Genomic DNA, 20,336 nt, shown 5'->3' with positions numbered 1-20,336 from the left:
GGTTTTATTTTTTTATTGGCTCTTATTTGTCATTTCGACCGAAGGGAGAAATCACACTAGAAATTCCGCAACAATGGTTGACAATCTTTGTGGTTACGAGTGTGATTTCTCCCTTCGGTCGAAATGACAAACTGGACGTTTATAAACTTAGGACTAATTACTAACGACTAAGAACTAATTAACTAAATAGCCTTATAACTCACAACATACTCCACATTCGGTTTTACAATCAACTGATATTTATTCTTCGCTAATTCTGTAATTGTTCCAGAGTTTGTTTTGGGTTTGCCTGCACTTTTAAAAATCAATTTTCCTTCACCTTCTCCTGCTTTTACTTTTATTTCTTTCGTACTGCAATACACGGAAACTTCTCCGTTTGGTGTTGGCACTTTTCCTTCCATCCATTTTAAACCGCCCAGATTTGGTTTGATTTCATATTCTGAATATCCCGGAGCGGTTGGTTTTACACCTAAATAATATTTTCCTAATAAGTAAATCGGACTTGCACCCCAGGCGTGGCAAAGGCTTTTCCCGTAAGGGCGCCCGTACATTTCTAAATGTTCTTTTCCGCTTTGTTTGGGATCGTATTTTTCCCAAAATGATGTAGCTCCATTATTTAACATTCCGCCCCAATAATCGCGGATCTCATTTAGAACCAATTTTTGCTCATCCATTGCGCACAATGCTTCCAACTCGTAAAAACGCATATACGGCGTTGTGATTTGAAGAACATCTTTATTGAGTAATATTTTATTTTTTACACTTTGTTTTTGTTCTTCCGTAAAATAATTAAAGAAAATGCCGAACATATTCGCGTATCGAGTGACGATATTTTGCATTTTCCCATCAATACGCTGGTGCTTCATGACGTTTTCTTTTTTATCCCAAAACACATCGAATAATTTTGCTTTTAAATCAGAAGCTAATTTTTGATATTGTTTTTGGTCTTCACTTTTACCTGCAATTTCAGCACTTACTGACATGGCTTCTAAACTTCTCGCCAAAAGCATCTGCTCAAAACTAACTTCGCCCGTTTTTGGCAATCCGTCTGCCCAATCAATAAAAACCCAGTCGCCTTCTAAAGGTTCGAGGAATCCGTTTTTGTTTCTTCTTTCTAAACAGAAATCCATAAGAGATTTCATTCTTGGATAAAAAGTTTTGATGAATTTTGTATCGCCTGTGTGTAAGTAATAATCGTAAACGCCCACAAACCAATATAGCGAATAATCCATAATGATATTAACGTGAGCCGTTACAGGATCTTTTCCTCGAAGGGCTGACATCGTTCGTTCTACAGAAGGCGAATCAAAGAATAAATAATAATTCATTAAGTAACTTTGATAAGCATCGCCAGACCAAACCCAGCGGTCGCGTTTGATTCCGTCAATAAAAAATTCGCGGGACGTTAAATGCATGGTGTAAGCCGACACATCCCAAATTTTATTCAATAATTCGTCTGAAGATTTGAATGCACCACGATAATCTAATGGCAAATATTCGTAAAGCATCGAAATAGAATCATATTTTACCCCTGCATCTGCTTGCAACTGAACGTAGCGAAATGCTTTTGATCCGTTGTGTGTATAAGTTTCAGGCTGTTTTCCATCAAAAGATAAATGATCTAAGGTTTCGCATTTGGCTGAATCTAAAGCTTCTTCGCGGGATTCTCCATAATAAAGCGCAACTTTACCTTTTCCTTTTAAACCATGAATTTTAATATAACCAAAAGTTTCTTTTCCAAAATCTATCAGCTCGCCTGCTCCAACTTTTTCTGTTTTTTTGGCACTCAAAGGTTTGGTTGTCAGTTTAAATCCGGAAGGTTTATTTTCCGGTGAGTCAAAATTCCAGGAACCCACAGGAACCCAGGGTGTACCCGATTGTTGTGCTTTTCCGGCTTCGTCAATCCAAAGTTTATCTTCGTTCGTTACCTTCCAGGATGAATCCGATTTGACATAATTACCCTTTATATAAATAGCCGGCAACACTTCCTGATTGTAAACTTTAAAGGAAATTTTATGTTTTCCGGCAGGAATTGTTATTGACTTTGGCTGTCCGTATACCTGACCGCCATCTAAAAGTAATTGAAAAGGTCCTTCTGAGTAGATTTTAACTTCGTCTGGTTTTGGAAGCTCTACTTGGGTTTGAAAAGTTACCAGCGCATAGGGACTGTAATATTGCCAAAGCGGAGGAAATACTGCTTCGCGTTCTGTACGTCTTACCTGCATTTTATTGCTTAACCAAATTTCGAAATCACCCGGATACCAGATCCATGTTGCTTCTTTTGATTTTTCCTGCGCCAATACCTCAGTACAAGAAAATAAAGAAATAAAAACGACTAAAATCTTAAAAATGGATAAGCGGTTTGGCATAGTTAGTTTTATTTTGGAGCTAAAGATAAGTGTTATTTTTACATTTCACAACCTGCACTATCCTGTAATTTCGCAAAAAATACGAATCATTGCTAATTTTTTAAGGGAAAAATTATGAGTTATCACTTTTTTAGTATTAAAAAAAATGATGTTGGGATTTTTATGGAACGTGGATAAAACTGAACTCATTATTTTAACACACCGAATCATACGCTTAGCTATGTGCGAAACGGCGCATCAATTGTTTAAAAGTAACATAGTTAGGTATAAATGATGAGTCATTTTTTAATATTCTCAATTTCGTTCAAACGAATAAAATATATATGTTTCTATGTGTTTAAATAAAAAGATCCGTATAAATCCGCGTCTTCGCGAAAGCGAATCAGTTTTATCAGCGTGCTAATTTATGTTCATGATTAAGCAATCATCTTTTCTGACTCATTCTCATCTTCCAAAATATAATTAGAAGGTGTTTTTCCTAAATGTTTTTTAAACATATAAATAAAGGCACTTGGAGTTTCGTAGCCTAAATTGAGTGCGATTTCTTTTATGGATTGTTTTTCGCCTAAACGTTTAATGGCTTCGAGCAATTTCAAACGTGTGCGCCAGTCGCTGAAATTCATACCTAATTCTTTGATAAACAAACGTGATAACGTTCTGGTACTCATAAAAGAAATTTCAGCATAATGATCAATCGTATTTTTGCTTGCTACGTCGTCCATTAAAAGTTCAACGACTTTTTGAAGTCTTTCGTTATTTGTGGTAGGAAGAAACGTAGCACTTGGCGTAATTAATGCCAGTTCATCTAAAAATACATCTATAATTCTTCGTTGTGACGGCGAAATATTGCCTTCAATCCCAAAAGTGATAATTTTAAAAACCAGCTGTTTTAGAAAAACCGGAATATCAAAAGAAAAACTATTTGAAGGCAATCCACCCGTAAAAGACGGATCAATAAAAACGCTGTAATAATTCACATCTTTCTGAAAAGTTACCTGATGTTCTACACCACCGGGAAGCCACAAACCCTGCAACGGATTCACAACCCAAATGTTATTTCCTACCACAACATTCATTACGCCCCGTGTGGCATAAATGAGCTGTGCTCTTGGATGCGAATGTGAGATACACATTTCGTTGGTTACCATTTCTGTATAACCCATAACAGGAATCAGCGGATTTATTACAAATCCATGTTCCTGTGCTATTCGATATGTCCGAATTTGATTATTCATTGTCCAAATGTAGTAATTTTGACATTCATATTTTCTCCAATTTTGTAAAAAATAAAACAGCTGTTATTTTTAAAACTAAAATTAACTCAAATACAAAATCATGGAAACCGTCAAAGCAAATCCAGAAATAGTCAAGAAAACAACCTACTCGATACTTTTTATAATCAGTTTTTCTCATTTAATAAATGATCTTTTACAAGCTGTAGTTCCTTCCATTTATCCTTTAATTAAAGAGAACTTCGGACTGACTTTCTCCCAAATCGGAATCATCACTTTTACTTATCAAATCGTTGCTTCTATCCTACAGCCTTTTGTGGGAATGTATACTGACAAAAAATCGAAACCGTATTCTCTGATTATTGGAATGTGTTTTACAATGGTTGGCTTATTTCTTGTTTCAATCGCTTCGAGTTTTATCTACTTATTATTATCGGTAAGTTTAATCGGAATTGGATCTTCCATTTTCCATCCTGAATCTTCGCGTGTGGCGCATTTGGCTTCTGGCGGAAAGAAAGGTTTAGCGCAGTCTATTTTTCAATTGGGCGGAAATGCCGGAAGTGCGATCGGACCTTTATTGGCCGCTTTTATTGTGATTCCGCACGGACAATCTTACGTGGCCTGGTTTTGTATTATTGCTTTAGTTGGAATTTTTGCCTTGTATAAAATTGCGGTTTGGTACACAGCACATTTATCTGAGAGAATGGCCAATAAATCAACCCAACAAATCGAAACACATCATTTATCTAAAAACAGAGTAATCTTTTCGCTAATTATTTTATTGGTTTTAATTTTCTCTAAATACTTCTACATGAGTAGTATTACAAGTTACTATACTTTCTTTTTGATTGATAAATTCCATATTTCAATTCAGGAGTCTCAGGTGTATTTATTCTTATTTTCGGGTGCTGTTGCAGCCGGAACTTTGATCGGCGGACCAATTGGCGATCGTTACGGAAGAAAATATGTAATCTGGGCTTCTATTCTGGGTGTTGCGCCGTTTACGTTGATGTTGCCGTACGTTTCTTTATTCTGGGTAGGGACTTTATCTGTAATCATCGGATTGATTCTTTCTTCTGCCTTCTCTGCAATCTTAGTTTACGCAACTGAATTAATGCCCGGAAAAGTGGGTTTAGTAGCCGGTCTTTTCTTCGGATTTGCTTTCGGAATGGGCGGATTGGGTTCTGCTGTTTTAGGAAAAATCGCCGATGCAACGAGTATCGAATATGTATTTAAAATTTGTGCGTTTCTGCCTTTGATTGGGATAATTACTGGTTTTTTACCGAATATTGAAGGTCGAAAAAAGGCTTAATTTTTTGGTTTACAACGAAGGCGCTAAGACACAATTTTTTTTATTATTTAAGTTTAAATTGCGTCAGCTTTTGCTGCATGAGAAATACTCACAAAACTAAAGGCTTTAGCCGAATTTATTACAATTCGGCTAAAGCCTTTTTTCTATTTTGCTAAATTCGCCAGTTAAAACTGGAGACAAGTCATAAAATGTTTATAGCCAATCATTTTCATCAAAAATAATTTTCGAAAAGTTTTATAAAATTATTTTATTTTTCGATTTCTCTTCTGGAGTCATTTCTTTAAATAGGACATCTTCGTTGTACTTAACCGTATAATTTTCATCACTTTCTATTTTTTTTATACCATCAGATGTTAGAAACTGAGGCGCAACAGATCTTTCTATAATCTTAATTTTTTTTCCCTCCATATCTTCTACCTCTTCATTAGAAAAATAGTAAATATTAAATTTAAAATTGTGATTTTCATCGTTATCTAAGACATCATCTACCGTCCCGATAACGGTACCGGGATAAATCGGATCGTTTAATTTTACCTGCAATGATTTTTCGTCAAGTCCAATATAGGAAGCCGTGGTTCCATCTGCATGATCCACCACCACTTCTGTTCTTAAGACTGTGTTTTTTCGATCTGTTACCGTAATTTTTTTAATTTCGGTCACTATACCTTTACGCATTCCACAAATAGTATCTTTCATTTTGGAGTATACGACATAATTTTTCCAAATTTCTGGGTCAACATTAAAACGTCGGGATTGAAAAATCGTAATTTTTTTATTTTCTTTAAACGGAAGCGCATAAACAATTGAATTATCCACTTGTGGTCTTATAAGGCCTCTTTGATAACTGTACGTAAAGGAACACAAAATTTCCTTTTTAGTATCAATTGGATTAAGTGTAAATAATGTTCCGGAATCAGAACTCAGATCTAAGTTATAAGCCTTCTTGAACGCACCTATATCCGCAACATTCACTACACTTTCCAGATCAAACTCAATAAAATAATTTCCTGATACGGTTTTGAGATATCTAAATTCTACACTATTATCAGGATTCGTGACGCGCGTAATATATATTTTCTGGTTCTGCGCATTTATTAAATTACTAACTAAAAACAACAGCAAGGCTGTTAAAAAACTTTTATACATCATTACATTTATTATTAATTAAAGCACAAATGTAATAAAAAAGCTACAATTAATATGTCTTGATGTGTATTTAACTTTTAGACATATTTTTACTCATCTATTGATAACGAATTATTCTATTGCTGTTGAGACCATAAAAAAATGCTTTCGTAGAAGAAAGCGTCGTAATATATATAATAAATGTACTAATTCCCATTAAAAACCAAATACAAAACCAAAATCACCACTCCCAACAAACCAAACAACAACTTCACTTTCTTACTTGTTTTCGGAATATCAGTTTCATCAGAAAAATTGGTTTCAGGATTTTTATCGGTTAACGAAATAAGAATCGCTGTAATGGTTAAAATAGCAAAAATGTAAAACGAAATCAATAAAAAGTGAGGCCAAACCGGATATTTATCGGCAGGGAAAATCCATAGATACAAAACCCCAACAAAAAGACTAAAAGCAGAACCCCAAGATAAGGTAAAGTTTACGGCTTTTTTGGTGGTGCGTTTCCAGAAAACACTCAGCAGGAAAACAACAGATAACGAAGGCGCCAGAAATCCTAAAACCGCCTGAAAGATGTTGAATAAATTTTGTCCTTTGATATTGTCAATCGCAATGGCAATCAAAATCGCAAATAGACAACCAACTGCAATCGTTAAACGACCAATTCTAATCTGGTCTTTAATCGTCGCCGTCGGGTTGATTTTCTTTACATAAATATCATTCGTAAAAACGGTGCTCAAAGCATTTAGCGAAGAACCAATTGTTCCCACCAAAACGGCAATCATAACGCAGATTACCAAACCGTTCATTCCGCTTGGAAAAAGATTGGTAACCATCGTCATATAAGCCAAATCGGAGTTTTCGCCCAATTCAGGATATAAAGCGTAACACAAAATTCCGGGTAAAATAAACAACGGAAGCGCCATCACTTTCAGCCATCCAATGAAGTTTACACCCAATTGCCCCTGTTCTAAATTTTTAGCTCCCAAAACACTCTGCACCATCGATTGATCGGTACAGAAAAAAGCCACTGCGGCCACGGGATATCCTAACAAAATTGCTGGCCACGGATAATGTGCATCGTCTGACGGACGGACTAAATTCCAAAAATTAGAAGGCGTTTTTGAAACCAAAGCTTCGATTCCGCCCACTTTCTGCAATCCTAAATAGGAAAGCGTTAAGGAAACGACAATCAATAAAATCATCTGAAAAACGTTGACTTTGGCAATCGCTTTTAATCCTCCGGCAAAAGTGAAAATTCCAGAGAAAATCACTAAAACAGTAACGCTCTGCCACATCGGAATTCCAAGAATCTGACGTACTAAAACCCCTCCGCTGAATAATCCTAAAGAAAGCCAACTTACGAGAATTTTGACCAAAGCGTACCATGCCAGAATATTCTGCGTGCTGTCGCCGTAGCGTTTTCCCATATATTCGGGCATCGTACTGACTTTACTCGCAATATAACGCGGTGCAAAAACCATCGCCAAAAGCAGTAAAAACACAAAAGCGTACCATTCGAAATTTCCGGCTACAATTCCGGTTGCATAACCAATACTCGCAAAAGCCAGAAGCGAAGACGGTCCAACATTGGTTCCCCACATATTAAACCCGATACTGTACCAGTTTAAGGAATTTCCGGCCAGAAAAAGCGTTTCGTTTTTCTTTCTCTGCTTCATACTTACCACATAACCAATGACCAATAAAGCCACCAGATACACGGCAACGATTACAAAATCGAGCGTCGTTAATTTATTGTAGATACTGTTCATAGTCCGTATTCGTTAAGAATATCGGCAATTTTAACCGGCATTCCAGTTTGCAGTGATTTGTCCATTGCTTGTAATAAAGCCACAGTTCCAATTCCTTCTTCCATGTTTGGATAGGCTTCAAAACCTTGCTCAATACTATCTGCGAAATATTCCAAATAGTTTTGATATTCTCCGCCGTGATGGCTTTGCCCTTCAAAACGGAAATAATATTTTAAAGTGCTGTCACCCCATGTAATTACTTTTTCTTCGCCCGTTTTATCGGTAACCGCATAACGCAATTCGTGATAATCGGCCTGACTTGCGCCTTCTGTAGCTCTCAAAATCGTACTCATTCCGCTGTCTCGTTGTGCAGGTTGAGTTGGCGAAGTATATACACCACTCACACGTGCAATTCTGCCGTCGGTTGCTTTGAAAATAAAGTGCATCGTATCTTCATTTTTCAATCCGGCTGATTGTCCGTTAGCGCTAATCATTCCGTAACCCATTACTTCCTGAATGTTCGGCAAATACCATCTGATAAAATCTACAGGATGACTTAATCCGCCGTATAACCATTTGAAAGACTGTAACAAAGACCATTCTTTCTTTAAAAACCATCTATGATCGGCGTGGTATTGGGCTTCGATTGTAATTAAATCACCAATTAATCCTGCCTCGTAATCGGCTCTTTGTCTTTTGGCTGGTTCGAAGAATCGTGAACTTTGACCAATAAAAACTTTTTTGCCTGTTGATTTACTTAGTTCTAATAATTCCTTAGCATCCGAAAGATCATCAATAAATGGTTTTGTACAAACCACATGTTTTCCGTGCAATAAAGCTTGTTTTACGTGTTGTGCATGCAAATGATCGGGCGTATAAATCGCGATAATATCGATAGATTCATCTTTTAATAAATCATCGTAATTTGTCGTATAGGAATGAAAATCAAATTCTTTTGCTCTCTGCCTGCAGATTTCTTCGTTTCGGTCGCATACTTTTACAAGTTCTAATTTTGAACTTTCCAAAGCGGCCGACATTGTGCTTCGTCCTTCTCCAAGTCCCAGAATGGCTATTTTTAACATTGGTTTTATTTTAGGTTTTTTGATAGTTTTTTTCGCCACGAATTCACGAATTATTTTTTTGAAATACTTTATCTAATATTATTCGAATTAATTCGAAAAAATAATCGCAAAGATTTTAAAAGAAAATTCGTGAATTGCTTCGCCTGTTCGCTATCGCTCGGGTCGTGGCTATCTCTCTCTTATTTCGTTTCTACTTTGTTTAAGAAAATCCAGGTTTCGTCTGCTTTAGTACCTTCGATTCCGGATTGGTATTTTTTCATCAGAGCGTTCCAGTCGTCTACACGTGGATTGTTTTGTGTTGTTTTCGGATTTAGTTTATCCAAATTTTCGCCTTTCGGAATACTGATTACCAAAATCAATTGCCTGTCGTTTTTAAAGACTTGTAACTGTTGGAAATCGGCATTACAGAAACCTTTGGCTACTTCCGGCCATTTCTCGAATTGCGTTTTATGATGATCTATATATTCTTTCTGAAGTTTTTCATCCGCAGGAAGATTCGCTGTCAGTACAATATTTTCCCAGTCCGATGCCGGTTTTGAATCTTTACATCTTTCGAAGTTTTGGAAATCATACACCAGATCTTCATAGATTTTTATTTGTAAAGACGGAAAAGCGCCTGCCAGTTTTCGTTTTGTTCTTTCCGGCTGATTCATTTTTCCGTAAATCACCAGATGATTTTTCCATTGGTACAATTCCTGACCTACAATTCTGAATCCGACTAAAGTCGATTTGATTTTTTCGATGTCAAAATCATTTCCAATTAATTCAATCGCATACGGTTTTGGCATTTCCTGCAATCCCCATTTTTCGTCGATAACTACTTCTTTTTCCAAATCTTTGTACGGCGCTCTGATTCCTGCATTCTCTTTAATTTTCGAGCTTACGTAAGGATCGTTATGTTCCCAGATATTTCCTTTTGGGCCGTTATGGTTTTTCAGGATTTTCTTTTCGGCAATCCAGTTATTTTTAATCGTAAAACCTTCTGAACCTTCATCGGTATACAAATACAACCATAAAAACGGATCGTGTGCATACGGACTATTGTAAACTTTGTCAATATAATTTTCTTCAATTCGGCTGTTTGGCTGAGCCGAAAGCGTGTAGATTCCCGCTACATCATGAAGATGTTTGGCATAATGATGAATTTTATTCGCCAGGATTTTATTATTCTGCATTACGTTTGGCGTATGCGTCCAGCCCCAGCCCATCGAAATTCCGGAATACGACACATCAGAAATCTCATTGTGTTCAATTGTAATGTTTCGAACAAAACCGGCAGCAATTCCAAGAGTCCCCCAATCTTCATTGGTTACGTTGGTAATCAAATTGTTCGAAATCACTTCATCCGAACACATTTCTCTTTCATCTTTTATAATTAAAGGCAAATGCGCTTCAAAAGGTTCTTCAGAAAAAATCCCAACATTGATGGCACTTCCGCCAATATCTTTGAATAAATTTCCTTTTATCGTATTGTGATTCGTTCCCTTATTTAAATCTAAACCAGTCGAAGACAAATGCTCAAAGCGGCAGGATTCAAACTGAATATTGTTCGAATAATTGATCTCAACCGCAGAGCGAGGTCTTCCCACCCAACCCTGATTTTCTAAATTCGCCTGATTTGGCGTTCCCGGCTGTTTCAATTTGTAAGCATCCAAAAGATATAATCCCGCCTGCAAAGGCACGTGCCCTTGTTGCGAAGGACGGAGCCAGTTGCTGTACTGAAACGAAATCCCTTTAAAATTAATATGATGAACAGGAGAATCGATCGTTCCTTTTACTTCAACCAGACTTTCTAAAACCGGAGCTGTAACTTTTACTGAATTGATTTCTTCTCCGGCCCTCGGAATGTAGTAGATTTTAGCATTTTTCTTGTCTAAATACCATTCTCCAGGTTCGTTTAAAAGCGAAAAAGCATTATTTAAGAAGTAAGCCGAATTTCCGTTATTTTTAGAAATCCACGGTGCCGGCCACGGATGTTCGCTCTGAATACGGCTTTCAGGCTGTTCAAAAGAAAGTCTGGCGCTGTCTTTAACAATTTCAATATTTTTAATTCGAAGATTCGCATTCGACCACCATTGCACGATAAACATTTCCATTCCCGGTTCAAACTTAACCGATTTATCTTTAAACGGAATCCAGCAGGTTTCCCCCTCATGATCCCACGATAAAATACGTTCCATTGTAGTTCCGGCAGTATTTTTGGCACGAACGGCCTTTTTTCCATTTACCCATAATTGTCTGTAATCAATTAGAGTTCCTGCCTTTTTTGGAGCATCGGCAACCCAGACAGCACCTTTTTTCAATCCGTTTATTATGGTTGTAGATTTTATCCAGTTTTTGATTTCGATTCCGCCGCTGATGATTGGTTTTGCATTGACATCAGCTACAATTGTTGTCGGACTTTCAGCTGTTCCTGAATCTTCCGGTCTTACAAACAAAGGTTCGTTTAAATGATACGTTCCGTCCATTACAATAATACGGATACCATCTTTTACAGAAGCGTCTTTTAACCGGCGTAATTCCCTGGCTTTTCGCATTGCCATGTGTACCGTCGCCAGCGGACTTTCTTTGGTTCCGGAATTTTTATCATTCCCTTTCGGGGAAACCCAAATTTCAGCCGCATTTACAGCAAATGAAGTACATACGATGAAAAAGACGATTAGTATTTTTGTAAAAGTATTCAGGCGCATTATTTAGGTTTTTGATTTTTTTCTTGGACTAAAATTATCAGGCATTTAATTTAAATGGTATTAACTTTACAAATAAATGTATTTTTAACACTTTTACCAAATAATTGGGACAATTTAAAAGAATATAAAATTATGGGCATCCTGTACCCTCCTGTTTGACTTGTTTTCTTTTCGCCACGAATTCACGAATTTTATTTTTAAAATCTTTGCAATTATATATCCGAATTAAATTTGAATAATATTTTTAGATAAAGTATCAAAAAGAAAATTCGTGAATTCGTGGCTATCTTTTAAACTTTTTTAATAGATTTGTGTAATCGATTACAATTGAATTTTCTTATTAATGTTGAATATTAATTTCTGCATCAATAAAAAAATCAACAAAAAACTACTAACATGAAAACTAAACCGCTTCATCAACTTTTTCTTGCCGCATCTTTTTTGCTCGCAAGTTGTTCAAGTCTAATTGCTCAAAATTCGGATTCTTATGATACTTATAAAGGTATTGAATTTAAAATGGCAAAAGTCAACGAACCTGTCATTCCCAATTATAGCGTGAACATCAAAGATTTTGGCGCGGTAAACGGTGGGGATGTTTTGAATACAAAAGCTTTCGCAGATGCTATTGATGCTGTTTCCAAAAAAGGCGGTGGAAAAGTTATTATTCCTCCCGGAATCTGGCTCACGGGTCCGATTATTTTAAAAAGCAATATTGAGCTGCATGCCCAAACTGGTGCTTTGATTAAATTTTCTACTGATAAAACTTTATATCCAATTATTGAAACCAGTTTTGAAGGTTTAAATACCTGGCGCTGTATCTCTCCTATTTATGGGAAAAATTTAGAAAATGTTGCTTTTACCGGAAATGGCGTTTGGGATGGTTCCGGTGAAGCTTGGAGACAGGTTAAAAAAAGTAAACTGACAGACGAACAATGGAAAAAATTTGTGTCTTCGGGTGGAGTTTTAAATGAAAAAAAAGACAGTTGGTATCCGTCTGAACAATATTTAAAAGGTGCGAAAGGGGCCGATCAGAACATTAGACATGATTTAAAAACAAAAGAAGATTTTGAGGCGATTCATGATTTTCTTCGTCCGGTTTTAGTGAGCATTCAGAATAGTAAAAGAGTACTTTTTGATGGGCCGGTTTTTCAGAATTCACCGGCATGGAACATCCATCCTTTACTAATTGAAGATCTGATCATTCGAAACATAACCGTTCGTAATCCGTGGTTTTCACAAAATGGCGACGGTTTGGATGTAGAATCCTGCAAGAATGTGATTATTGAAAATTCCAGTTTTGATGTTGGTGATGATGCGATCTGTATTAAATCAGGAAAAGACAAAGACGGCCGGGACAGAGGTGTTGCCTGCGAAAATATTATTGTAAAAAACAATATTGTCTACCACGGTCACGGCGGTGTTACTGTAGGCAGCGAAATGTCTGGCGGTGTAAAAAACCTGCATGTCTCCAATTGTACTTTTATGGGAACTGATGTTGGTCTTCGTTTTAAAAGCACACGCGGACGTGGCGGTGTGGTAGAAAACATCTTTATCTCTGATATATTTATGACCGATATTCCGTCTCAGGCGATTTCTTTTGATTTGTATTACGGAGGAAAATCGATCGCAGAAACTCTTGCGGAAGGTGGTAACACAGTAAGTACAAAATTGGTTTCGGTTAATGAAGAAACCCCTCAGTTTAAAAATATTTCAATCAAAAATATTACCATAAAAGGTGCGCAGCAAGCGGTATTTTTGCAAGGTCTTCCGGAGATGAATTTAGAGAATATCGAAATCACGAATTTAATTGCAAAAGCGCAAAAAGGCTTCTCTATTATTGATGCGAATAAAATCAAAATTACGAATGCTAGTTTGGATATTGAAGACAAGAATGCATTCGAAATTTACAATGTAAAAAACATGTCTTTTAAAAATATCGAGTTTAATGCAAGTTCATCAAAAGCGGTTACTATTGATGGTGAAGCTTCTGCAAATATTGATTTGAGCGGTTCTAAAACTGCAGATTTTTCTAAGAATACTACTGTTGGGAAAACGGTTGCTAAAGGTGCGGTTAAATTTTAAACCATATAAGTTATATAAGTTCATTTTAGCCAAACTTAACTAAACTATTTTCTCGCAAAGACGCCAAGTCGCAAAGTAATATAAGCTTTGCGACTTGGCGTCTTTGCGAGATTTTTATTCGCTTTCCAATTGAATGAACTTATATAACTTATATGGTTAATAAAAAATTAGCTGTTTAGTTTATAAAACGCTTTAGCATTCTCAAACCAAATTTTATTTTTATCTTCCTGAGAATAATTTGAAATATAATTTTCTAAAGTTTTTACAACTTCTGTGTAATCAGAAGCCACATTAAGAACCGGCCAATCCGATCCGAACATTAATTTATGTGGTGAGAAATTTTCAAAAACAACATCCAGATAAGGTTTTAAATCTTCCGGTTTCCAGTTTTTCCAGTCGGCTTCGGTTACCATTCCGGAGATTTTACACCAAACGTTTTCGTATTTTGAGATTTCTTCAATTCCTTTCTTCCACGATTCGATATCTCCCGATTTAATATCCGGTTTGGCAATATGATCGATTACAAAACGCTGTTCCGGAAAATCCTGAACCAAACTTATTGCTGCTGGTAATTGGCGGTGAAAAATTAATATATCATAAGTATAATCGAATTCTTTTAACGCTGCAATACCGCGTCTAAATGCTGCACCATACATAAAATCATCAGGCTCGCCTTGCACAACATGCCTGAAGCCTTTTAATCTTTTATAATTGGAATAAAAACGCAAACGCTCGGCTACATTTTCTGCCCGCAAATCAATCCATCCGACAACGCCTTTTATAAAGTCATTTTTAGAAGCTAAGTCCAATAAAAAGTTCGTTTCTTCTTCTGACTGACTTGCCTGAACCGCCACACAACCTTCAAAATGATTATTTTGAAGCTCGGTCAAAAGATCATTCGACAGAAAATCTCTTTGAATTGCAGACATGGTATCATCAATCCAACTGTCTCTTACGGGATCAAAAATCCAAAAATGCTGATGAGAATCTATTCTTTTGCTCATGTTTTCTTAGTTTACGTCGCTGATTAATGCACGGTCTAAATGTACATAACCTCCATCCACAAAAACAAATTGCCCAGTGGTGTGAGAAGATCGGTCTGAGATTATAAATAAAGCCGTATCGGCAATTTCTTCGGTTTTCGTCATGCGGCTTTCTAAAGGAATACTTTTGTTGATTTTCTTTAAAACACTTTCTCCATCTTCCATGGTTTTTATCCAGTCTTCGTATGCCGGAGTATAACTTTCGGCAATAATAATTGCGTTGGAACGAATACCAAACTGAATCAAATCTACCGCCCATTCTCTGGTTAAACCCAAAACTCCGCCTTTCGCAGCAGCGTAACCCGAAGTACCACCCTGCCCTGTCAAAGCCACTTTTGAACCGATATTTAGGATATTTCCTTTTGATTCTTTTAAATACGGAAGCGAATATTTAGCTAGCAAAAAATAACTTACTACATTCAGTTTCAGAGAATTCATAAAATCCTCGTAACTTGAATCCAGACCAGCGCCGTCATTAACTCCCACGTTATTAATGATGGCATCAATTCTCCCATATTTGGCCACAATTACTTTTACGGCATTTTCTATTGCAACCGGATCAGTTACATCTGTCTGCACAAATAGAGAGTTAACACCTCTGTTCTGAAGTCTTTCTACATATTCAAAACCTCTTGCATTTCTGTCCACCAAAACTGGAATTGAACCTTCATCTGCCAAACGGGTGATAATCGTTTCCCCAATGCTGCCCTCTTTTCCGGCAGATCCGGAAACGACAACTATTTTATTTTTTAAGTTTAAATCCATTTTTTGTGGTTATTTAAAGTTATACTTATCTTCATTTTTGTCATCCTGACGAAGGAAGGATCTCCACAAGAAACTCGACAAGTTAAATCAAATCTTTGTCAAAGTTTTAAACTTTGACAAAGATTGCTGCGTAAAACTTTGCGGAGCCACTTGCGGAGATCCTTCCTTCGTCAGGATGACAAACTAGTGGCTCAAATCTTTTAATTAATATACTCTTATTCTATTTCAATCAAAGCCTTAATCACATTATTTTTAGGATCAGTCAGCTCTTTAAAATTTGTAATCATTTCTTCAAAATTGGTTCTGTGCGTAATGTATTTTTTCGGATCAATTTTGCCTTCTTTCAGACATGTCATTACATATTCAAAATCTTCGATGGTTGCATTTCGGCTGCTCATCAAAGTGGATTCTCTTTTGTGAAAATCAGGATGACTGAAACTCAATTCGCCTTTTTGAAGTCCAACCAAAACAAATCTTCCGCCATGCGAAATATAATTGAAAGCACTGTTCATTACTTTTTGATTTCCTGTGGCATCAATTACTACATTGGCCATATCGCCATTTGTCAGTTCTGCCAGTTTTGCAGCGACATCATCATTTAGCGGATTTATCGTTTCATCTGCATTTAATTCTGTTTTACAAAAATTAAGTCTGTAATCGTTAATGTCCATAACAATCACTTTTGCACCAGCAATTTTAGCAAACTGAATCAAACCTATTCCGATTGGTCCTGCACCCATTACCAAAACAGTGTCGGTAGGTTTTACTGCCGCTCTTCTTACACCGTGTGCTGCAATTGCCAATGGTTCAACCAACGCCAGTTCATCATAATCTAAACCTTGTCCGTGCAGTAGATATTGTTCGGGAATGGAAACATATTCTGCCATTCCTCCGTCAATATGAACTCCAAAAACCTTAATATTTACACAACAATTTGTCAATCCGTTTCTGCAGGCAACACATTTTCCACAGTTAAAATACGGAATAAAAGTTACTTTATCTCCGGGTTTAAATCCTGCAGCATTTCCCTTTACATATTCTGCTGCCAACTCATGGCCTAATATTCTCGGATATTCAAAATAGGGCTGAGTTCCGCCAAAAGCGTGAATATCAGTTCCACAAATTCCGATTCTTTTAATTTTCAACAATACTTCTCCGTCTTTTGGTTCCGGAATACTGGTTTCTTTTATTAAAAATTCCTGCGGTTTTTCGCAAACAATATATTTCATTTTATACTTTCTTTATTTTTATTTTTGATACGCTACCGCTTTTTGTTTACTGGCTCCCAAACCTTCAATGCCCAGCTCTATAACATCTCCGGCCTTAATATAAATCGGATCCGGTTTTATTCCTAACCCAACTCCGGGAGGCGTTCCTGTACTTATAATATCGCCCGGAAGCAAGGTCATAAACTGACTCAGGTAATGCACCAGGTACGGAATTTTGAAAACTAAATTTAAAGTATTGCTGTCCTGATATTTTTTGCCATTAACAGTAAGCCACATTTTTAAATTATCTACATCGGCAACTTCATCTTTTGTTGCCAAAAATGGTCCAAGAGGCGCAAAAGTATCACTTCCTTTTCCTTTTGCCCACTGCCCGCCACGCTCCAATTGAAACGCTCTTTCGCTGTAATCATTCAGTAAAGCATATCCGGCAACATAGTCTAAAGCATCAGCTTCTTCAACATAACTTGCTTTTTTACCTACAACAAAAGCCAATTCTACTTCCCAATCTGTTTTTTCGCTGTTTTTAGGAATAATCAAATCATCATCCGGACCGCATAATGATGTTGTCGATTTAAAAAAGATAATGGGTTCTGTGGGAATCGGTGCATTGGTTTCTTTACAATGATCTACATAATTTAATCCAATGCAAATAATTTTTGAAGGCCTTCCAACCGGCGATCCTAATCGCACAGCAGCATCAACTTCTGGTAAAACGGGATTTGATGCTAAAGCTTTTTCTAACTTTTCCAACCCGTTTTCCTCGAAGAAGCTTTCGTTAAAATCGTTTACAAGCGAAGAAACATCATATCTTTTTCCTTCGATAATAACGCCCGGTTTCTCTTTTCCGATTTCTCCAAATCGTATTAATTTCATAATCGTATATTTTTAATTGTTAGTTTATTTGTCGGTTAAGGGATTACAGTATTTCTATTACCTTATAATTATTTTAAAGATTATAAAATAGCTATTTATAGTCTTAAGTTAAAAACATAAATAATAAATGTAAAAAATACAATTACAAAAATACTTTTTCTAAATTAATATTCAGGATATATTTTGTTTTCCTGTTATTAAAATGTCCAAACTTTAAAAATTTATAACATTTTTTATTTGGTTTGTAAAAATATTTAGACTAAACATTGATTTCTGCAAAAAAGCAATGTTAATAAATACGGGATTTCTTGCGCATTTCAATCTTATTTCTACTTTTGTAATTGTATTTTTTACATTTATTATTTTCCGACCAACAAATACTACCCAAAATCCTATTATAATGATAAAATTAAAAGGCATAACATGGAACCATACAAGAGGTTTGCTTCCGATGGTGGCCACATCACAACGTTTTACAGAACTCAATCCGGAAATTGAAATTACATGGGAAAAAAGAAGTTTACAGGAATTTGCTGATGCTTCTATTGAAGACCTTGCCAAAAGATTTGATTTGTTGGTAATTGATCATCCATGGACTGGTTTTGGAGCGCAGACCAAAGCAATTTTACCTTTATCAGATTACTTATCAGCAGAATATATTAAAGATCAGGAACGTAACACCGTAGGGAAATCTTACGGAAGCTATGTTTTTCATAGTAAATTATGGGCACTGCCTATAGATGCTGCAACTCCGGTGGCATCTGCAAGATTGGATATTTTAGAAAAAAATAATTTAGAAGTTCCCAAAACGTACGAAGATTTATTGGCGCTGGCCAAAAAAGGATTAGTGGCTTTCGCCGGAATTCCGGTTGATGTTTTAATGAGTTTTTATATGTTTTGCTGCAGTCTGGGAGAAGCTCCTTTTCTTTCTGAAGAGAAAGTAATTTCTGAAACTACAGGAAAAAAAGCATTGCAAATGTTTAGAGAATTAGCGAAGTTAATTGATCCTAAGAACTTTAACCGTAACCCGATTCAGGTTTATGAAGCGATGGTTAATTCTGATGAAATTGCTTATTGTCCTTTTGCCTACGGATATTCGAACTATTCGAGAGTGGGATACAGTAAAAATCTTCTGCATTTTTTCGATTTGGTAACTTTGAACGATGAACCAATGATTTCTTCACTGGGCGGAACCGGTTTAGCTGTTTCTTCTTTTAGCACACATATTGCAGAAGCCATTCGTTATGCTGATTTTACTGGTTCTTCTGAAGTTCAGCAAAATCTTTACACCGACAATGGCGGTCAGCCCGGTCATTTGGAAGCGTGGAAAAGTGAGAGACTGAATGCCTTGACGCATGATTATTTTAAAAACACTTTCCCTACTCTACAAAGAGCTTTTTTACGTCCGAGATATTACGGACACATGTATTTTCAGGATCATGCGGGAGATGTGGTACGCAACTATTTAATGTATGGAGGTGAAGAAGATAAAGTTTTGGAAGAAATGAATTCGCTTTACGCGGAATCTTTAAAAATTCAGACCGTATGAGACCTTTAGAAGGGTTAATTGTCCTGGAATTCTGTCAGTTTCTGGCCGGACCTTCGGCAGGTTTAAAGCTGGCCGATTTGGGCGCACGCGTCATTAAAATTGAGCGTCCGGTAAAAGGAGAAGCTTGCAGACAGTTGAGCATCAAAGATTTATTTGTCGACGACAGCAGCCTTCTTTTTCATACGATAAACAGAAATAAGGAATCTTTTGCTGCCGACTTAAAAAATCCGGACGATTTGGTTTTAATTAAAAAGCTAATCGAAAAGGCAGATATAATGACGCATAATTTCAGACCCGGCGTGATGGAAAAAATCGGTCTGGATTTTGAAAATTCTTTAGCCATTAATCCGCAAATTATATACGGAACCATTACAGGTTACGGAAATGAAGGTCCGTGGGCAAAAAAACCGGGACAGGATTTATTATTACAATCCCTTTCGGGATTAAGCTGGTTAAGCGGACGCAAAAGTCAGGGACCAGTTCCTTTCGGATTGGCAGTTGCCGATTTGATGTGCGGAAACCATTTTGTACAGGGAATTCTGGCCGCGCTTCTTAAAAGAGCTAAAAACAAAAAAGGAGTTCTGGTAGAAGTAAGTTTGCTGGAATCTATTTTAGATGTCCAGTTTGAAGCGATTACTTCTTTCTTAAATGATGGTGGACAATTGCCTCAACGCGGAGATGTAAAAGGAAGTGCACATGCATTTTTGAGTGCTCCTTATGGTGTATATCAAACTCAGGACGGCTATTTATCCCTGGCAATGGGTGATTTAATCTTTATAGGAAAAACGCTTGGATTAGATCTTAGTACATTCACAGACAAGCATTTGTGGTTTGAAAAACGAGATGAAATCAGAACGATTCTGAGCGAAAAAATTCAGACCCAAACTTCAGATTACTGGATAGAAAAACTGCAGAAAGAAGGCATTTGGTGTGGAAAGGTTTTTAATTATCAGGAATTACATAAGCAGTCTTTTGTAAAGGAACTACAATTAAAACAAACCGTAAAAAATGCAGACGGCGAAACTTTGGTTACAACCAGAAGTCCGATTCAGCTTGACGGTGAAATTTTATTAAGTGAAAAAGCAGCGCCAAAAGTAGGTCAGGATAATTTAGCGATACATAAAAAGTTTATTCGGTAAATCGTTTAATTGTTTAATTGCATTCAAAACGGTTAAACAATTAAACGATTACACGATTAAACCAATTAACGGTTAAACAG

Annotated in this window: 14 protein-coding genes; 4 read left to right on the top strand and 10 right to left on the bottom strand. The window is 36.5% G+C overall.

What is annotated here, in order from left to right; genetic code table 11:
- Positions 1-182 precede the first annotated feature (182 nt).
- Positions 183-2,369 carry an alpha-L-rhamnosidase-related protein gene (locus ABEB31_RS15070; RefSeq protein ID WP_347052459.1) on the bottom strand — a complete coding sequence of 729 codons (2,187 nt, stop codon included), beginning with the start codon at positions 2,367-2,369 and terminating at the stop codon, positions 183-185.
- 416 nt (positions 2,370-2,785) lie between these two features.
- Complete coding sequence (locus ABEB31_RS15065) at positions 2,786-3,604, bottom strand: helix-turn-helix domain-containing protein (RefSeq protein WP_347052458.1); 819 nt, start codon at positions 3,602-3,604, stop codon at positions 2,786-2,788.
- A gap of 100 nt (positions 3,605-3,704) precedes the next feature.
- Between ABEB31_RS15065 and ABEB31_RS15060 the strand changes: the two genes are divergently transcribed.
- The gene (locus ABEB31_RS15060; RefSeq protein ID WP_347052457.1) at positions 3,705-4,913 is read left to right on the top strand and encodes an MFS transporter; all 1,209 of its coding nucleotides are present in this window, start codon (positions 3,705-3,707) and stop codon (positions 4,911-4,913) included.
- 234 nt (positions 4,914-5,147) lie between these two features.
- On the opposite strand, the gene ABEB31_RS15055 is transcribed toward ABEB31_RS15060, so the two are convergent.
- The 4 genes from ABEB31_RS15055 to ABEB31_RS15040 form a co-directional block, all read right to left on the bottom strand.
- Complete coding sequence (locus ABEB31_RS15055) at positions 5,148-6,062, bottom strand: hypothetical protein (RefSeq protein WP_347052456.1); 915 nt, start codon at positions 6,060-6,062, stop codon at positions 5,148-5,150.
- 182 nt (positions 6,063-6,244) lie between these two features.
- The gene (locus ABEB31_RS15050) at positions 6,245-7,825 is read right to left on the bottom strand and encodes a sodium:solute symporter (protein ID WP_347052455.1); all 1,581 of its coding nucleotides are present in this window, start codon (positions 7,823-7,825) and stop codon (positions 6,245-6,247) included.
- Positions 7,822-8,886: a Gfo/Idh/MocA family protein gene (locus tag ABEB31_RS15045; protein WP_347052454.1), complete on the bottom strand. Its 1,065-nt coding sequence runs from the start codon at positions 8,884-8,886 to the stop codon at positions 7,822-7,824. Before ABEB31_RS15045 ends, ABEB31_RS15050 begins: the two co-directional genes overlap by 4 nt.
- Before the next feature lie 179 nt (positions 8,887-9,065).
- Entirely contained in the window at positions 9,066-11,576 is a 2,511-nt protein-coding gene (locus ABEB31_RS15040; protein WP_347052453.1) for a right-handed parallel beta-helix repeat-containing protein, read from the bottom strand.
- A gap of 396 nt (positions 11,577-11,972) precedes the next feature.
- On the opposite strand from ABEB31_RS15040, the gene ABEB31_RS15035 reads away from it, so the two are divergent.
- Positions 11,973-13,658, top strand: a complete 1,686-nt coding sequence (locus tag ABEB31_RS15035) for a glycoside hydrolase family 28 protein (RefSeq protein ID WP_347052452.1) — start codon at positions 11,973-11,975, stop codon at positions 13,656-13,658.
- A 167-nt stretch (positions 13,659-13,825) separates the two neighbouring features.
- On the opposite strand, the gene ABEB31_RS15030 is transcribed toward ABEB31_RS15035, so the two are convergent.
- From ABEB31_RS15030 to ABEB31_RS15015, 4 genes are all read right to left on the bottom strand, one after another.
- Positions 13,826-14,662 carry an amidohydrolase family protein gene (locus ABEB31_RS15030; RefSeq protein WP_347052451.1) on the bottom strand — a complete coding sequence of 279 codons (837 nt, stop codon included), beginning with the start codon at positions 14,660-14,662 and terminating at the stop codon, positions 13,826-13,828.
- A 6-nt stretch (positions 14,663-14,668) separates the two neighbouring features.
- Positions 14,669-15,466, bottom strand: coding sequence for an SDR family oxidoreductase (locus ABEB31_RS15025; protein ID WP_347052450.1), 798 nt, complete (start codon positions 15,464-15,466; stop codon positions 14,669-14,671).
- Positions 15,467-15,681: 215 nt separating this feature from the next.
- On the bottom strand, positions 15,682-16,695 hold the full coding sequence (locus ABEB31_RS15020; RefSeq protein WP_347052449.1) for a zinc-binding alcohol dehydrogenase family protein: 1,014 nt from the start codon (positions 16,693-16,695) through the stop codon (positions 15,682-15,684).
- A gap of 18 nt (positions 16,696-16,713) precedes the next feature.
- Positions 16,714-17,568 (bottom strand): fumarylacetoacetate hydrolase family protein, encoded by an 855-nt coding sequence (locus ABEB31_RS15015; protein ID WP_347052448.1) that lies wholly within the window; start codon positions 17,566-17,568, stop codon positions 16,714-16,716.
- Between the two features lie 400 nt (positions 17,569-17,968).
- Between ABEB31_RS15015 and ABEB31_RS15010 the strand changes: the two genes are divergently transcribed.
- Together ABEB31_RS15010 and ABEB31_RS15005 are read left to right on the top strand one after the other, a co-directional pair.
- Positions 17,969-19,117, top strand: coding sequence for an ABC transporter substrate-binding protein (locus ABEB31_RS15010; protein WP_347052447.1), 1,149 nt, complete (start codon positions 17,969-17,971; stop codon positions 19,115-19,117).
- On the top strand, positions 19,114-20,256 hold the full coding sequence (locus tag ABEB31_RS15005) for a CaiB/BaiF CoA transferase family protein (RefSeq protein WP_347052446.1): 1,143 nt from the start codon (positions 19,114-19,116) through the stop codon (positions 20,254-20,256). Before ABEB31_RS15010 ends, ABEB31_RS15005 begins: the two co-directional genes overlap by 4 nt.
- Positions 20,257-20,336 lie beyond the last annotated feature (80 nt).

Origin of the sequence: Flavobacterium olei (assembly GCF_039749035.1) — a bacterium.
GTDB classification, from domain to species: domain Bacteria; phylum Bacteroidota; class Bacteroidia; order Flavobacteriales; family Flavobacteriaceae; genus Flavobacterium; species Flavobacterium olei.
This window is presented reverse-complemented; position numbering and strand designations above follow the sequence as displayed.

Bases quoted from the DNA above. Each gene is read 5' to 3' on its own strand.
- ABEB31_RS15070 (WP_347052459.1), bottom strand. From the start codon at position 2,369: ATGCCAAACCGCTTATCCATTTTTAAGATTTTAGTCGTTTTTATTTCT.
- ABEB31_RS15065 (WP_347052458.1), bottom strand. From the start codon at position 3,604: ATGAATAATCAAATTCGGACATATCGAATAGCACAGGAACATGGATTT.
- ABEB31_RS15060 (WP_347052457.1), top strand. From the start codon at position 3,705: ATGGAAACCGTCAAAGCAAATCCAGAAATAGTCAAGAAAACAACCTAC.
- ABEB31_RS15055 (WP_347052456.1), bottom strand. From the start codon at position 6,062: ATGATGTATAAAAGTTTTTTAACAGCCTTGCTGTTGTTTTTAGTTAGT.
- ABEB31_RS15050 (WP_347052455.1), bottom strand. From the start codon at position 7,825: ATGAACAGTATCTACAATAAATTAACGACGCTCGATTTTGTAATCGTT.
- ABEB31_RS15045 (WP_347052454.1), bottom strand. From the start codon at position 8,886: ATGTTAAAAATAGCCATTCTGGGACTTGGAGAAGGACGAAGCACAATG.
- ABEB31_RS15040 (WP_347052453.1), bottom strand. From the start codon at position 11,576: ATGCGCCTGAATACTTTTACAAAAATACTAATCGTCTTTTTCATCGTA.
- ABEB31_RS15035 (WP_347052452.1), top strand. From the start codon at position 11,973: ATGAAAACTAAACCGCTTCATCAACTTTTTCTTGCCGCATCTTTTTTG.
- ABEB31_RS15030 (WP_347052451.1), bottom strand. From the start codon at position 14,662: ATGAGCAAAAGAATAGATTCTCATCAGCATTTTTGGATTTTTGATCCC.
- ABEB31_RS15025 (WP_347052450.1), bottom strand. From the start codon at position 15,466: ATGGATTTAAACTTAAAAAATAAAATAGTTGTCGTTTCCGGATCTGCC.
- ABEB31_RS15020 (WP_347052449.1), bottom strand. From the start codon at position 16,695: ATGAAATATATTGTTTGCGAAAAACCGCAGGAATTTTTAATAAAAGAA.
- ABEB31_RS15015 (WP_347052448.1), bottom strand. From the start codon at position 17,568: ATGAAATTAATACGATTTGGAGAAATCGGAAAAGAGAAACCGGGCGTT.
- ABEB31_RS15010 (WP_347052447.1), top strand. From the start codon at position 17,969: ATGATAAAATTAAAAGGCATAACATGGAACCATACAAGAGGTTTGCTT.
- ABEB31_RS15005 (WP_347052446.1), top strand. From the start codon at position 19,114: ATGAGACCTTTAGAAGGGTTAATTGTCCTGGAATTCTGTCAGTTTCTG.